The organism is Shinella pollutisoli (assembly GCF_024609765.1).
GTDB classification, from domain to species: domain Bacteria; phylum Pseudomonadota; class Alphaproteobacteria; order Rhizobiales; family Rhizobiaceae; genus Shinella; species Shinella pollutisoli.
Genome location: NZ_JANFDG010000020.1, coordinates 97476 through 112366 on the forward strand (window position 1 = coordinate 97476; position 14891 = coordinate 112366).

The 14891-nt window shown below is 66.7% G+C and carries 17 protein-coding genes; 14 read left to right on the forward strand and 3 right to left on the reverse strand.

Features of this window, described 5'->3' with window-relative positions:
- Positions 1–4: 4 nt before the first annotated feature.
- The 12 genes from NNZ72_RS16810 to NNZ72_RS16865 all read left to right on the forward strand — a co-directional run bounded on the left by NNZ72_RS16810 (position 5) and on the right by NNZ72_RS16865 (position 9242).
- A complete protein-coding gene (locus NNZ72_RS16810) occupies positions 5–1270 on the forward strand; it encodes an ABC transporter permease (protein ID WP_257316560.1) in 1266 nt (421 codons plus the stop codon).
- Between the two features lie 8 nt (positions 1271–1278).
- On the forward strand, positions 1279–2091 hold the full coding sequence (locus NNZ72_RS16815; protein WP_257316562.1) for an ABC transporter permease: 813 nt from the start codon (positions 1279–1281) through the stop codon (positions 2089–2091).
- Between the two features lies 1 nt (position 2092).
- Positions 2093–3016, forward strand: a complete 924-nt coding sequence (locus NNZ72_RS16820) for an aminotransferase class IV (RefSeq protein ID WP_257316563.1) — start codon at positions 2093–2095, stop codon at positions 3014–3016.
- A 74-nt stretch (positions 3017–3090) separates the two neighbouring features.
- On the forward strand, positions 3091–4179 hold the full coding sequence (locus tag NNZ72_RS16825) for an ABC transporter ATP-binding protein (protein WP_257316564.1): 1089 nt from the start codon (positions 3091–3093) through the stop codon (positions 4177–4179).
- A 51-nt stretch (positions 4180–4230) separates the two neighbouring features.
- A complete protein-coding gene (locus tag NNZ72_RS16830; RefSeq protein ID WP_306766341.1) occupies positions 4231–5532 on the forward strand; it encodes an aminotransferase class III-fold pyridoxal phosphate-dependent enzyme in 1302 nt (433 codons plus the stop codon).
- Positions 5533–5572: 40 nt separating this feature from the next.
- The gene (locus tag NNZ72_RS16835; RefSeq protein ID WP_371747774.1) at positions 5573–6460 is read left to right on the forward strand and encodes a transketolase; all 888 of its coding nucleotides are present in this window, start codon (positions 5573–5575) and stop codon (positions 6458–6460) included.
- Between the two features lies 1 nt (position 6461).
- Positions 6462–7442, forward strand: coding sequence for a transketolase family protein (locus NNZ72_RS16840; RefSeq protein WP_257316565.1), 981 nt, complete (start codon positions 6462–6464; stop codon positions 7440–7442).
- Between the two features lie 254 nt (positions 7443–7696).
- Positions 7697–7906: a cold-shock protein gene (locus NNZ72_RS16845; protein WP_257316566.1), complete on the forward strand. Its 210-nt coding sequence runs from the start codon at positions 7697–7699 to the stop codon at positions 7904–7906.
- A 122-nt stretch (positions 7907–8028) separates the two neighbouring features.
- Entirely contained in the window at positions 8029–8316 is a 288-nt protein-coding gene (locus NNZ72_RS16850) for a cold-shock protein (protein WP_257316567.1), read from the forward strand.
- A 35-nt stretch (positions 8317–8351) separates the two neighbouring features.
- Positions 8352–8597: a 30S ribosomal protein S21 gene (rpsU, locus tag NNZ72_RS16855; RefSeq protein ID WP_257316568.1), complete on the forward strand. Its 246-nt coding sequence runs from the start codon at positions 8352–8354 to the stop codon at positions 8595–8597.
- Between the two features lie 31 nt (positions 8598–8628).
- On the forward strand, positions 8629–8829 hold the full coding sequence (locus NNZ72_RS16860) for a hypothetical protein (protein WP_257316569.1): 201 nt from the start codon (positions 8629–8631) through the stop codon (positions 8827–8829).
- Between the two features lie 269 nt (positions 8830–9098).
- On the forward strand, positions 9099–9242 hold the full coding sequence (locus NNZ72_RS16865) for a DUF1127 domain-containing protein (RefSeq protein ID WP_257316570.1): 144 nt from the start codon (positions 9099–9101) through the stop codon (positions 9240–9242).
- A 93-nt stretch (positions 9243–9335) separates the two neighbouring features.
- Here NNZ72_RS16865 and NNZ72_RS16870 read toward each other — a convergent pair whose 3' ends face one another.
- Positions 9336–10250 (reverse strand): LysR family transcriptional regulator, encoded by a 915-nt coding sequence (locus NNZ72_RS16870; protein ID WP_257316573.1) that lies wholly within the window; start codon positions 10248–10250, stop codon positions 9336–9338.
- Between the two features lie 113 nt (positions 10251–10363).
- Here NNZ72_RS16870 and NNZ72_RS16875 point away from each other — a divergent pair, with 113 nt between their 5' ends.
- Positions 10364–11437, forward strand: a complete 1074-nt coding sequence (locus NNZ72_RS16875; RefSeq protein WP_257316574.1) for a tartrate dehydrogenase — start codon at positions 10364–10366, stop codon at positions 11435–11437.
- A gap of 80 nt (positions 11438–11517) precedes the next feature.
- Here NNZ72_RS16875 and NNZ72_RS16880 read toward each other — a convergent pair whose 3' ends face one another.
- Together NNZ72_RS16880 and NNZ72_RS16885 are read right to left on the reverse strand one after the other, a co-directional pair.
- Positions 11518–12534, reverse strand: coding sequence for a PdxA family dehydrogenase (locus tag NNZ72_RS16880; protein WP_257316575.1), 1017 nt, complete (start codon positions 12532–12534; stop codon positions 11518–11520).
- Positions 12535–12546: 12 nt separating this feature from the next.
- Positions 12547–13647, reverse strand: coding sequence for a tartrate dehydrogenase (locus tag NNZ72_RS16885; RefSeq protein ID WP_257316576.1), 1101 nt, complete (start codon positions 13645–13647; stop codon positions 12547–12549).
- 154 nt (positions 13648–13801) lie between these two features.
- Here NNZ72_RS16885 and NNZ72_RS16890 point away from each other — a divergent pair, with 154 nt between their 5' ends.
- Positions 13802–14761 carry an alpha/beta fold hydrolase gene (locus NNZ72_RS16890; RefSeq protein WP_257316577.1) on the forward strand — a complete coding sequence of 320 codons (960 nt, stop codon included), beginning with the start codon at positions 13802–13804 and terminating at the stop codon, positions 14759–14761.
- The last annotated feature ends 130 nt before the right edge of the window (positions 14762–14891 follow it).

Consider the following 14891-nt stretch of genomic DNA (forward strand, 5'->3'; position numbering starts at 1 on the left):
CCGGATGACACTGACCGATCGAGACGGCACCGAGACGAGAGCGATCCGCCACGCATGGGACCGGGCCGGCAAGCGCCGGCGCGCGACGTCCCTCCTGCTCGTGGCGCCGCTGCTCGTCTACGTCCTGCTGGCCTTCATGCTGCCGATCGGCATGATGCTCTACAAGGCCGTGGAGAATGTCGAGCTGCTGAAGGCCGTTCCGCAAACCGCCGCGGCGCTGTCGCGATGGACGCCGCAGGATCAGGGCGAACTGCCGCCCGACGCCGTCTTCACGACGTTCCTGCAGGAGGTCTCGGCCGCCCCGCGCAATCTCGTTGGCGAGGCCGCGCGGCGCCTGAACTACGAGGTCAGCGGCTACCGCACGCTCCTGACAAGCACCATCCGCAAGCTGCGCACCCTGCCCGACGGCCTGGCCGAGGAAGGTGCGGCACGCCGCTTCCTCGCCGACATCGACAAGCGCTGGGAGGAGCCGGGCTACTGGCACGCGATGAAACGCGCCTCCCCGGCCTATACGCCCTACTACATGCTGGCCGCGGTGGACCTCGCCGTCGACGATACCGGCCGGATCGTGCAGGCGCCCGAGGAGCAGCGCACCTATATCGACATCCTCCTGCGCACGCTCAAGACGGCGGCAGTCGTCACGGCGGCGTGCGTGCTCCTCGGCTACCCGCTCGCCAATCTGATGGTCGTCGCGCCGCGCCCGTTCTCGATCGCCCTCATCATCGCGGTGATGCTGCCGTTCTGGACGTCGCTGCTGGCGCGGACCTCCGCCTGGATCGTGCTTCTCCAGCGCGAGGGGCTGGTCAACTCCCTCCTCGGCTCCCTCGGCCTCATACGCGAGCCTCTCGAACTCATCTTCAACACCACCGGGCTCTACATCGTGATGATCCACATGATGCTGCCGTTCATGGTGCTCCCGCTCTATTCCACGATGAAGGGCATCCCGTCGCATTTCATGAAGGCTTCGGCGTCGCTCGGCGCACATCCGGTCCGCGGCTTCCTGAACGTCTACCTGCCGATGACGCTGCCGGGCGTGGGCGCGGGCGTGCTGCTCACCTTCATCGTCACCGCCGGCTATTACATCACGCCGTCGCTGGTCGCGAGCGCCCGCGACCAGATGATCGGCTATTTCATCGCGTTCTTCGCCAACACCACCATCAACTGGGGCATGGCGTCCGCACTCGGCATCATCCTGCTCGTGTGCACCGTCGTCGTCTACTTCCTCGCGGCGCGAACGGTGGGCGTGCGGCAGCTCGCCGGACTGAAGTGAGGCCGCCCATGCAATACCGTCATCAAGCCCTGGCCGTGCGGACGCTCTACTACGCCTTCGGCGTCGTGATGATGCTGTTCCTCGTCGTGCCGCTCGTCGCCATCGTTCCGCTGTCCTTCAGCTCCGGAAGCTTCCTCTCCTATCCGCTGCCGGGCGTGTCCATGCAGTGGTACGAGCGGGTGTTCGGCGACGGGCCGTGGCTTGCCTCCCTCAAGAACAGCCTGATCGTCGGCGCGGTGTCGACGGCGGCGGCGACGATCCTCGGCACGCTGGCAGCCTATGCGTTCGCCCGCCGCGACCTGCCGATGCCGACCGCCATCCTCGGCTTCCTCATCGCCCCGATGATCGTTCCTCCCGTCATCAGCGGCCTCGGGATGTATTTCCTGATGGCGAAGCTCGGGCTGACGGCGAGCATGCCGGGCGTCATCATCGCCCATACCGTCCTGTCCGCGCCGTTCGTCCTCATCACCGTGACGGCGACGCTGCAGGGCTTCGACATGGGGCTGCTGCGGGCGGCGGCAAGCCTCGGCGCCTCGCCGTTCAGGGCTTTCATGACCGTGCTGGTGCCGGTGATCTCGCCGGGGATCATCTCCGGGGCGCTTTTCGCCTTCATGACCTCGTTCGACGAGGTCGTGGTGACGCTGTTCCTCGCCGGGCCCGGCCAGCGGACCCTTCCGCTCAAGATGTTCGAGGGGCTGCGCGACAACATCGAACCCTCCATCCTGGCGATGGCGACATTCCTCATGCTCGTCGCCATCCTCAGCCTCGTCACCGCGCTCTTCCTCGTGAACCGCAACGCCAGAAATCTCGGAAAGGCCTGACATGACCCAGGAGAACCAAGTCCACATCGCCAATCCCCAGGCCGGCGTCGCCTATATAGACGGGCGGTACATGCCGCTGGCGGAGGCGAGCGTGCCGATCCTCGACCGCGGCTTCGTGCGCTCCGACGCCACCTACGACGTCGCCCACGTCTGGAAGGGGCGGTTCTTCCGCCTCGACGACCATATCGAACGCTTCTTCGCCTCCATGCGCGGCCTGCGCATGTCCCTGCCCTACACGCACGAGCAGATCGCCGAGATCCTCATCGAGTGCGTCAGCCTGAGCGGGCTGCGCGATTCCTATGTGCAGATGACCTGCACGCGCGGCCTGCCGCCGGTCGGCAGCCGCGATCCCCGCCTCTGCACGCAGCGGTTCTACGCCTTTGCCGCCCCCTTCGTCTGGATCGCCAACGACGACCAGCGCCGACAGGGCGTCCCGATGGTCGTCAGCTCCGTCCACCGCATCGCGCCGCAGGCCGTCGACCCGCGCATCAAGAACTTCCATTGGCTGGACCTCACCATGGGCATCTTCGAGGCCTACGACCGGGACGCCTTCGTGGCCGTGCTGCGCGACGGCGACGGCAACATCACGGAAGGCGCCGGCTTCAACGTGTTCGTGGTGAAGGACAACGTGCTGTGCACGCCGGACAGCGGGGTCTTCGAGGGCATGACGCGGCGGACGGTCGTCGAGCTGTGCGAGCAGCTGCAACTGCGCTGCGACGTCCGGCCGGTCGCGATCGGCGAACTGCTCGACGCCGACGAGATCTTCATGACCAGCACGGCCGGCGGCATCATGCCGGTGACGACGATCGACGGCAGGACCGTGGCCGACGGCAGGCCCGGCCCGCTGACCAGGCGCCTGCACGACCTCTACTGGCAGCGCCAGGAAGAGGGCTGGCTCGGCACCGAGGTCCCCTATCGGGACTAGAACGAAGCGGAGATCGTTTCCGGCAGGAGCAGGAAAACAGAGGGCGCATCCCCGACGCGCATGGAAGGTCTGACATGGAACCCGGCAACATCGTCGAATTCGTTGGCGTGCAGAAGACGTATGACGGGCGGACCGTCGTCATCGAGAACCTCAGCCTGTCGGTCAGGCAGGGCGAGTTCCTCACCCTTCTCGGCGGCTCCGGCTCCGGCAAGACCACGACGCTGATGATGCTCGCGGGATTCGAGACCCCCACCAGGGGCCACATCCTCGTCAAGGGCAAGCCGATCGAGCACCTGCCGCCGCACCGCCGCGGAATAGGCGTCGTGTTCCAGAACTATGCCCTGTTTCCGCACATGACCGTGGCGCAGAACCTGGCCTATCCGCTGCGGATGCGGAAGCGAAGCAGGGAGGAGATCCAGTCCAAGGTCGGCAAGGCGATCGAGATGGTTCGCCTGGAGGGCATGCAGAACCGGCGGCCGAGCGAATTGTCCGGCGGGCAGCAGCAGCGCGTCGCGCTCGCCCGCGCGCTGGTGTTCGAGCCCGATCTCGTGCTGATGGACGAGCCGCTCGGCGCGCTCGACAAGACGCTGCGCGAGCACATGCAGTACGAGATCAAGCAGATTCACCGCGAGCTCGGCGTCACGATGGTCTACGTCACGCACGACCAGTCCGAGGCGCTCGCCATGTCCGACCGCATCGCCATCTTCGAGCGCGGAGCCGTCGCGCAGATCGCCAGCCCGCAGGAGCTCTACGAGCAACCCGCAAGCGTCTTCGTGGCGGGCTTCATCGGCGAGAACAACATCCTCTCCGGCCGGTCGGAAGGAACGGACGACAGCGGGCGCGGGCGCGTGCTGCTGGATTGCGGCCGGACGGTGCGCATGCGCTCCGCCGACGGCTTCGCCGAGGCGGGCAGGCCCCTGAAGATCGCCGTGCGCCCGGAACACCTCGTGGTCGGAAGCGCGGCGCGCGACCGGCTCAACCAGTGCGAAGGCAAGATCGCCGACACGACCTATCTCGGCGACCATCTGCGCGCGCTCGTGGATATCGGCGGGGGGCAGACGATGGTGGTCCGCAAGCCGCTCCTGGATTTCGCCCGTCCGCCGGTCATCGGCGAGAAAATCCTCATCGGCTGGAACGAGGGGGACGGGCGCGTCTTCGCCTGACGGAGGCGTACACGGTTGATTGCGCAGAAATCGCTGCGAGAGGGAAGGATCATGACGATGAGAACGAATTCGAAGGACCGTGCGCTGCGGGAAAGGGCGCGCGAGGTAATCCCCAACGGCATGTACGGCCATGAATCGGTCGCGCTGCTGCCGGAGGAATTCCCGCAGTTCTTCTCCCGCGGCGAGGGCGCGCGCATCTGGGATGCCGACGGCAACGACTATGTCGACTACATGTGCGCCTTCGGCCCGAACCTACTCGGTTACCGGCATCCGGACGTCGAACAGGCCGCGGGCGCCCAGGCGGCGCTGGGCGACACCCTGACCGGGCCGTCGGAGGCGATGGTGACGCTCGCGGAAGACTTCGTCGGGATGGTCACCCATGCGGCATGGGCGATGTTCTGCAAGAACGGCAGCGACGCGACGTCGATGGCGATGGTGCTGGCGCGCGCCTATTCGGGGCGGCGCAAGATCCTCGTCGCCCACGGCACCTATCACGGCGCCTCGCCCTGGAACACGCCGAACCCGAAGGGCACGCTGCCGGAGGACCGGGCCCACATCATCTATTTCCGCTACGACGACACCGACAGCCTCAGGGACGCGTTCCGGCAGGCGGACGGCGACGTCGCCGGCGTTTTCGTGACGCCCTTCCGGCACGAGGTCTTCGAGGACCAGTTCCTGCCTTCGGCGGAATTCGCGCGGGAGGCGCGGCGGCTGTGCGACGACGCGGACGCGCTGCTGATCGTCGACGAGGTCCGGGCCGGCTTCCGGCTTGCGCGGGATGCGAGCTGGAGCCTGTTCGGCGTGGAGCCGGACCTGACGACATGGGGCAAGGTGCTCGGCAACGGCTATCCGATCTCCGCGCTTCTCGGCAGCGAGAAGGTGCGCGCCGCAGCCTGCGGCATCTACGTCACCGGATCGTTCTGGTTCTCGGCCGTTCCCATGGCCGCCGCCGTCGCGACCCTCCGGACCGTGCGGACGTCGGACTATCTGGAGCGCATGATCGCGCGGGCGGAGGAGATGAGAAAGGGCATTGCCGAGCAGGCGGCGGCGCACGGCATAGGCATCCGCCAGACCGGCCCCGCGCAGATGCCCCAGATCTTCTTCGACGACGACCCGGACATGCGCAGGGGTTATTTCTGGGCGGCAGCCGCCGTCAGGCGGGGCGTCTATCTGCATCCCTACCACAACATGTTCGCGACATCGGCGCTGACCGAGGCGGACATCGCAAGGACGCTCGCGGCGACCGACGAAGCCTTTACGGAACTGAAGCGCGCCTGGGCGACGATCCCCCCGCAGTCCAACCCGGCCGTTCTCGCGCGCATCAAGGCGAAGCTGGAAAGCCGCGCGCGGTGACCCCGGCCTTCGCCTCCGGCCCCTCATACAGGAGAATCCGATGGCTCTGACGACCGATACGGCATCGGCGCCGAAGTCGAACAGCTTCGCGCCCTCCGAGGAGACGGTGGCCATGCTGAAGGAGCGGGCGCGCTTCATCCGCCTCGAGACCATCCGCCTCATCGAGATCGCGAAAACCGGCCATTACACGTCGGTCTTCTCGGCGGCGGAGATCTTCTCGGCGCTCTACTACGACGTCATGCGGCTGCGCCGGGGCGAGCCCGGCTGGTCCTCGCGCGACCGCTTCACCATCGGCAAGGGGCATGCGGCCGTCGGCCTCTTCCCCATCTACGCGGATCTCGGCTTCTTCCCGAAGGAATGGCTGGACGGGTACACGCGTCTCGGCAGCCCGCTCGGTGACCATCCCGACATGCGCAAGGTTCCGGGCGTCGACTTTTCGTCCGGCTCCATCGGCCACGCCCTCTCCAACGGCCTCGGCATGGTTCTGGCGCAGCGCTGGACCGGCGAGGACTACAAGGTCTTCTGCATGATGGGCGACGGCGAGATGCAGGAAGGCCAGGTCTGGGAAGCGGCGCTCTGCGCCGCCCGGCACGGGGCGAGGAACCTGATCGCGATCGTCGACCGCAACGGCTACCAGCTCGACGGCAGGGTCGACGACGTTATGAACATCGAGCCGCTGGACGAGAAGTGGCGCGCCTTCGGCTGGGAGGTCCACACCGTCGACGGCCACGACGTCGCGGCGACCACGGAGCTCCTGCGCCGCGTGCGGGCGGACGACGACCGGCAGGGCCCCTGCTGCATCATCGCCCGGACCGTGAAGGGCAAGGGCGTCTCCTATATGGAGACCGAACCGGGCTGGCATCTCGGTTATCTCGACCCCTCCGACGCCGAAGCCGCCATCGCCGAAATCAACGCCCGGGAGGCCTGAGATGACCGGTCCGCTTTCCCCCAATTCCTGGCAGTATCGCGGCCTCAACGCGGCCAATCCGGGCCTGGATCACCTTTCGAACGGGCTCATCGACCTGGTGAAGGCCGGGCACAACGTCGTCGCCGGCTCCGCCGACCTGCAATATTCGAACGGGCTCAACCGCTTCGCCACGGTCTATCCCGACCGCTACATCCCCTTCGGCATTTCCGAGCAGAACATGGTGAGCGTGGCCGCCGGCATCGCCACCTGCGGCGTCACGCCCTTCGTGGCCACGTTCGCGTCCTTCATCGCCCTGCTCGCCTGCGAGCAGATCCGCATGGACGTCGCCTATTCGGCCCAGCCGGTGCGCCTGATCGGCCACCACACGGGGATCTCGCTCGGCTTCTACGGCACCTCCCACCATGCGACCGAGGACATCGCGACCATGCGCTCGATCGCCGACCTGTCCGTGGTCTCGCCCGCGGACGGCGCGCAGCTCGAGGCGGCGATCCGCGCTTCGGCCGAACACGACCGGCCCATCTACTTCCGCATCGGCCGCGGCCGGGATCCGGTCGTCTACGACAGGGACGCGACCTTCGCCTTCGGCAGGGCGCACGAGCATCTCCAGGGCGAGGAGCTGACCATCGTCGCATGCGGCATGGCCGTCCACGGCGCGCTCGAAGCGGCCCGCGCGCTGAACGCCGAAGGCCGGTCGGTGGGCGTCATCGATATGGCGTCGATCAAGCCGATCGACCGCGACGCCATCCTCTCGGCCGCCGCGCGGGCGCGCAGGATGATGACCGTCGAGGAGCACAACGTTCTGGGCGGCCTCGGCGCGGCCGTCGCCGAAGTGCTGACGGACGAGGGGGCGGGCGTGAAGCTGAAGCGTCACGGCATCCACGACGAATTCAGCCTTATCGCGCCGCCGACGCATCTCTATGCGCATTACAGGCTCGACGGCGCGGGCATCCGCAGCGTCGCACGGGAATTCCTGATGTCCTGAGCAGGACCGGACGAAACAAAAAAGCCCGCCTATATCGCTGATTTCATGCGATTAAATCAGTATTATCGACGCCGCGGCCGTCGGTGCCGCAACAAAGACCTTGCAGAACGCCGAAAAGGCACCTATCTTATGCCTATCGAACTTTGCTTGTGACCTTTGTCTATCGCCCTAGCGGCCCGGTCAGATTTCCTCTCATCGTCGATCTACCTGCGGCTAACCCAGCCGCTTCCTCCAACGATTGAAAGGATATCGTTATGAATTCGGGCACTGTAAAGTGGTTCAACAGCACCAAGGGCTTCGGCTTCATCGCACCGGACGACGGCGCGAATGATGTGTTCGTGCATATTTCGGCGGTCGAACGTGCCGGCCTCCGCTCGCTGGCCGAAGGCCAGAAGGTGAGCTACGACATCGTTCAGGATCGCAGGTCGGGCAAGAGCTCGGCCGACAATCTGCGCGCTGCATAAGAATTGTTGCCCCTCTGCGCTGACCACGGATGTACTGGCAGCGAAGACGGAGAGCGACAGGAGAGGTCGGGGTAACGCCCGGCCTTTTTGTTTCCAGCGTATACAGTCGAAGGACATGATCCATGCGCCACAGGACCTATGCGATCGGTGAAACGGTCACGCTCAAGGCCGATCTCTTCCGCTCCGCCGACAGCAACCGCGAATGCAGGATCGTCGCAATCCTTCCGGCCGATCACGGAGAAGCGCAGTACCGCATCCGCCTCGGCAGCGAGACATACGAGCGCCGGATCGTCGCCAGCGACATCGAGGCACCGGAGGCGACCGCGGAAAAGGCGGCCGACGACTCCATGTTCGAACGCACGAAGGGTGAACCTTGGTTCAAGCCCTCCAGCATCCGCATCAGGAAATAACCCAAGCGGCCAAGCCGTGATCGAAAGGATATGTTTTGCAGGTTCTCGTCAGGGACAACAACGTCGAACAGGCCATCCGCGTTCTGAAGAAGAAGATGCAGCGGGAAGGGCTTTTCCGGGAAATGAAGGCGCGCAGCGCCTATGAAAAGCCCTCCGAGAAGAAAGCAAGGGAAAAGGCCGAGGCCGTCCGCCGGGCCCGCAAGCTCGCCCGCAAGAAGGCGCAGCGCGAAGGCCTGATACCGGCCCCCAAGAAGAAGGCGCCGCTCGGCCGGAGCCGGTGAACGCCTGATACCCAGTCAGAAGGAGCGATCGATGACCGCTACACGAGAGCAGTTTTTCAAGCCGACGAGAACGAGCGCCGCGTCGAAGGCGGAGGAGACCAACTCCGTCGCCAAGGGCATCATCGCGCAGGAGACCGCGGCCCGGGACAAGAAGACCGAGAAGCTCAAGGCGCTGCGCCTGGCGAAGGAAGCCGCGGAGCCTGCGCCCTTGCCCAAGAAGAAGCGGAAGTAGCCGGAAGCAACCGCCGGCCGCGCGGAGCCCGGCATGAGGCGGCCGGATCGGCGGCCATGCGCGCCGCGACCGGTCCCTGCTGCCGGCCGGCTTTCGCCAGCACAACTCCATTCTGCCGCCATAGCGTTCGCGAACGCCCGGCATGACGCGACAGGTCGAGGTCTGGTGCGGTCCGTGTCATGCGATCGCTGCATGCCTACAGTGCAAGCATATGCATTTCGATCAGGCATGAGAGCGCCTATATTACGGGCAACACAAAGGAGTTGATCATGAACGTCTTCGCAAAGCTCAAGAAATACGCCGCCGAACGCCGTGCCGTCCGCGAACTCGACGCGCTCGACGACCGCGCCCTCCAGGACCTCGGCATCTCCCGCTCGCACATCCGTGCGGCCGTCGCGGGCAACGCACGCTGAGAAGCAGTCCGGCGGACAGCCCGAAGCCCTGAAGCGCAGCAGCAACCGCTACTGCGCTATTTTTCTGCCCGGAAGGCCCGGCGGAGGCCGTCGTCAGGCGTGACGCGCGTAATCGTCGAGATTGCGGGTCAGGACGGCGAGCAGCCTGTCCCGCCGCGGATCGCGAACGCCGCGAAGCCACGCGGCGGCGAGCGGCAGTTGCGCGGGCAAGGCCTGCGATGCCGCCTCGAACGGAATATACCGCACCCCGCTGACGGCCAGGCGCGAGGTCCACAGCGGAACGATGGCAAGGCCTATGCCCGCGGCGACGAGATTGACGATCGTCTGCTTCTCGTCGGCGACCTGCGCGATCCGCACGGATAGGCCCGCATCCGCGAAGAGCTTGATCGTGAAGTCGTGGCTGTGGGGGCGGAACCGGCGATCGGGGACGATCAGCGGCTCGCCGTCCAGCTCGCCGATGCGGATCGTCTGCCGCGCGGCGAGAGGATGGCCCTCGGCGACGGCGACCACCGCCGTCTCGTTGAAGAGGCGACGGAGCCTGATCCGCCGGTCGAGCGTCTCGGGAGGCCGGACGAACACGAGGTCGAGGCGGCCCGACAGGAGCTTGGGCAACAGGCGGACGCCCTTGTCTTCGAGGAGCCGGACGGAGATCTCGGGCTCCTGATCCTTCAGGTCGTGAAGCAAGCGGGGAATGAGGCCCGCGGCGGCGCTGTCGATCGCGCCGACCCGGATCTCGCGCCGCTCCGCCGGCCGCCTCCCGTGGAAGCGCTGCCCGACCTCGTCGACCAGCGACACGATCCGGCGGGCGTCGGCCAGCAGCCGCGTCCCCTCCTCGGTGAGGGCGACATGGCGGGTCGTCCTCTCCATCAGCCGCGTCCCCAGCGCCTCCTCGAGCAGTCTGATCTCGCGGCCGAGCGAGGCGGGCAGGATTCCGAGGCTTTGCGCCGCGCGCCCGAAATGCAGGTGCTCCGCCACGGTGACGAAGCAGCGCAATTGCCTGATCTCCAAACGGAAGCCTCCATTTATTCAAATAATTTATATAATTTCGGAAGCGTTGTTCACAAGCCTTTTCTCCCCCACCCTCGCGCAAAGCCGCCTCAGGTTCCAAGGAGAGAGACCCCATGCGTGAACACACCATCGCCGCCATTCCCGCCGACGGCATCGGCCCCGAAGTCATCGATGCGGGAACACGGGTCCTCGCAAGCCTGGAAAAGCGCATGGGCGACGTCCGCTTCCACGTCGAGACCTTCGACTGGGGCTCGGACTACTACCGGAAGCACGGCGTCATGATGCCCGCCGACGGCCTCGAGACGCTGCGGAAGTTCGACGCCATCTATTTCGGCGCCGTCGGCGCCCCCGACGTGCCGGACCACATCACGCTCTGGGGCCTGCGGCTGCCGATATGCCAGGGCTTCGACCAGTATGCCAACGTGCGGCCGACCAAGATCCTGCCGGGCATCACGCCGCCGCTGCGCAATTGCGGTCCGGGCGATCTCGACTGGGTGATCGTCCGGGAGAATTCGGAAGGCGAATATTCCGGCCACGGCGGCCGCGCCCACAAGGGCCTGCCCGAGGAGGTCGGTACGGAGGTCGCGATCTTCACCCGCGTCGGCGTGACGCGCATCATGCGCTACGCCTTCACGCTCGCGCAGTCGCGGCCGCGCAAGCTGCTCACCGTCGTCACCAAGTCGAATGCCCAGCGCCACGGCATGGTCATGTGGGACGAGATCGCCGCCGAGGTCGCGGAGGAGTTCCCGGACGTCTCCTGGGACAAGATGCTCGTCGACGCCATGACCGTGCGCATGACGCTGAAGCCGCAGAGCCTCGACACGATCGTCGCCACCAACCTTCACGCCGACATCCTGTCCGACCTCGCCGGCGCGCTGGCGGGCTCGCTCGGCGTCGCGCCGACCGCCAACATCGACCCGCAGCGCCGTTTCCCGTCGATGTTCGAGCCGATCCACGGCTCCGCCTTCGACATCACCGGCAAGGGCATCGCCAATCCGGTCGCGACCTTCTGGACCGCGGCCCAGATGCTCGACCATCTCGGCGAGCAGGACGCGTCCGCCCGCCTGATGCGCGCCGTGGAGCGGGTGACCGGCAACGGCATCCTGACGCCCGACGTCGGCGGCACGGCGACGACGAAGGAGGTGACGGACGCGGTCATCGACGCGATCCATTCCTCGAACGTTTGAGGATGCGGCACGGACGACACACGAATGCGGCGGGCGACATGATCGCGCCCGCCGCATTGCCGTTTCATCCATGCACCGCGTCAGGCGGCCTGCATCGCCGCCAGCTTCGCGGCGAGCAGGACCGCGGTCTCGAAGGCTTCGGGCGAGGCGATGCCCTTGCCGACGATGTCGAAGGCCGTGCCGTGCGCCGGCGTCGTGAACACCGTGTCGAGGCCCGCCGTCACGGTGACGCCGCGGTTGAAGCCCTTGAGCTTCGTCGCGATCTGGCCCTGGTCGTGGTACATCGCCACCACGCTGTCGAACTCGCCGGCGAATGCTTTCAGATAGACCGTGTCGGCGGGAAACGGCCCCTTGCAGTCATATCCCTTGCCGGCCATGGCGCGGACGACCGGGCCGATGAGATCGATCTCCTCGCGTCCGAACAGCCCGTTCTCGCCGGCATGCGGGTTGAGCGCGGCGACGGCGATGCGGGGCTCGGCGATGCCCGCCTTGCGCATCGTGTCGTGCGCCAGCACGATCGCGTCCGCAATCGAGGTTTCGTTGATCAGATCGAGCGCCTGCCTCAGCGAGACGTGGCTGGTGACGCGCGACATCCACTGGCCGTTCAGCACGTTCATCTCGCTGAAATAGCCGCGATGCTCGAGGAGATGCGCGAACATCTTGTGCTCGTCGGGAAAGGTCCAGCCGCCGTCGTACATCGCCCGCTTGTTCAGCGGGGCGAAGCTGATGGCGTGCACCTCGCCCCTGCGGGCGAACTCGACGGCGCGCGCCAGCGTCTCGCCGGTGACGAAGCCGGACTCCGCGCTGACCGCGCCGGCGGGGACGCGGGCCGGGTCGCTGTTGCCGAGATCGACGAGGGGGATTTCCGCGCGGTCCCAGTCCACCGCCGCCGGCCCGTCGTAGCGGCGGAAGGCGAAATCGACGCCCGCCTGCCGCATCCCCATCTCCAGGACGCGCGCGTCGCCGACGACGACGATGCGCGCGGCCGCATGCACGGCATTCCCGCCCAGGATCTTCGCGGTGATCTCCGGGCCGATGCCGGTGCAGTCGCCCGGCGTGAGCGCGATGATCGGCCGGCTGTCCTTCGAATGTGCCATATGCGTGCCTCCTCAGGCCGACCGGCGGACGCCGCCGGACGCCGCCAGCGCCTCGGTGATCGCCGTGCCGCAGGTGGCGGTGTCGGCGGAGCCGCCGAGGTCGCGCGTTGCCGTCCGCGGATCGGCGGTGACGGTCTCGATCGCCGCGACGATCGCGTCCGCCGCCTCGGCATGGCCGAGATGCTCCAGCATCATCGCGCCTGCCCAGATCTGGCCGACCGGATTGGCGATGCCCTTGCCGGCGATGTCGGGCGCGGAGCCGTGGACCGGCTCGAACAGGGAGGGGAAGTCGCGCTCCGGATTGATGTTGCCCGACGGCGCGATGCCGATCGTGCCCGTGCAGGCGGGCCCGAGGTCCGACAGGATGTCGCCGAACAGGTTCGAGGCGACGACCACGTCGAAGCGGTCTGGATTGAGCACGAAATGGGCGCACAGGATGTCGATGTGGTACTTGTCCCAGCGGATGTCCGGATAGCTGTCGGCCATCGCCTTCAGCCGCTCGTCCCAGTAGGGCATGGTGATGGAGATGCCGTTCGACTTGGTGGCCGAGGTGACGTGCCGCTTCGGCCGCTGGCGCGCCAGTTCGAAGGCGTAGCGCAGGATGCGGTCGACGCCGCGGCGGCTCATCACCGTCTCCTGGATGACGATCTCCCTGTCGGTTCCCTCGTACATCCGGCCGCCGATGGAGGAATATTCTCCCTCGGTGTTCTCGCGCACGACGAGGAAATCGACATCCCCCGGCTTGCGGCCGGCAAGCGGCGACTTCACGCCCGGCATCAGCCGCACGGGGCGCAGGTTGACGTACTGGTCGAACTCGCGGCGGAACTGCAGCAGCGAGCCCCACAGCGATATGTGGTCCGGCACCGTGTCCGGCCAGCCGACGGCGCCGAAGAAGATGGCGTCGTGTCCGGCGATCCGGCTCTTCCAGTCGTCCGGCATCATCTTGCCGTGCTGCCGGTAGTAGTCGCAGGACGCGAAATCGAATTCGTCGAAGGCCAGGGGAATGGAATAGAGGCGCGCGGCCGCCCTCAGCACCTTCAGGCCCTCCGGCACGACCTCCTTGCCAATCCCGTCCCCGGGTATCACGGCAATCCTCAAATCACGTTCGCTCACGACTTCCTCCGACCTTGGCGGCCATCGCGCACCGGGCGACAGATCCCGGCGCGTGACCCTGCGCACCCTATTGGCTGAGCATCCTCATATTGTCAACGACAAACTGTTGACAGTTTACCGACTTGGAGTATGTGTTGCGCAGGAGGTACCCGTCATGACCATAGCCAATGCCCCAAGCCTTCCCGACTCCCGGTCTTCGGCCCTGATGCCCGGCTTCAGCTACAAGCGGATCAGGACCAGGGGCGCCGAGATCAACGTCGCGGTCGCCGGCGAAGGGCCTCCGCTGCTCCTCCTCCACGGCAATCCGCTGACCCATGTCAGCTGGCATCGCATCGCCCCGGCGCTCGCCGAACGGTTCACGGTGGTGGCGCCGGACCTGCGCGGCTACGGCGACAGCTCCAAGCCGGACGGCGGCCCCGACCATGCCGCCTACACGTTCCGCGCCATGGCCGAGGACAATGCCGAGGTGATGAGCGCGCTCGGCTTCGAGACCTTCCAGGTCGCGGGACACGACCGCGGCGCCCGGGTCGCCTTCCGCATGGCGCTCGACTATCCCGACCGCGTCCTGCGCCTCGCCGCGCTGGATATCGTGCCGACCTACCACGCGCTGACGAACGTGAGCCTCGGCTGGGGTCTGGAGGCCTATCACTGGTTCTTCATGGCGCAGAAGGCGCCCTTCCCCGAGCGCCTCATCTGCAGCGACCTCGACTATTACATGGACTACAAGCTCAACAAGAAGGGCGTCGGCCTCTCGATCTTCCACCCCGACGCCATGGCCGAATACAAGCGCTGCGCGACGCCGGAGCAGATCCACGCCATCTGCGAGGACTACCGGGCGACCGTCTCCCTCGACTTCGCCATGGACAGCGAGGACTTCGGCCGGAAGAGGATCGCCTGCCCGGTCCTGGTGATGTGGGGTTCCAACAGCCATTGCGGCCGGCACTATACGCCGTTGGAGGCGTGGCGCCCCTGGGCGGGCGACCTGCGCGGATGGGCGATCCCGACCGGCCATTATCCCGCGGAGGAAAGGCCCGAAGCGGTGCTGGAACCGTTCCTCGCCTTTTTCTCCGGCCAGGCGGTCGCCGCACCCTCCACCACGCCGTCCCGGGACTGACCGGACATACCCATCGGAGTTTTCCATGCAAGCGAACCAGGCAACCCTCCATCTGGACGGCGCCACCGTCGAGCTGCCGACCCGATCCGGGACGATCGGTCCGGACGTCATCGACATCGGCACGCTCTAC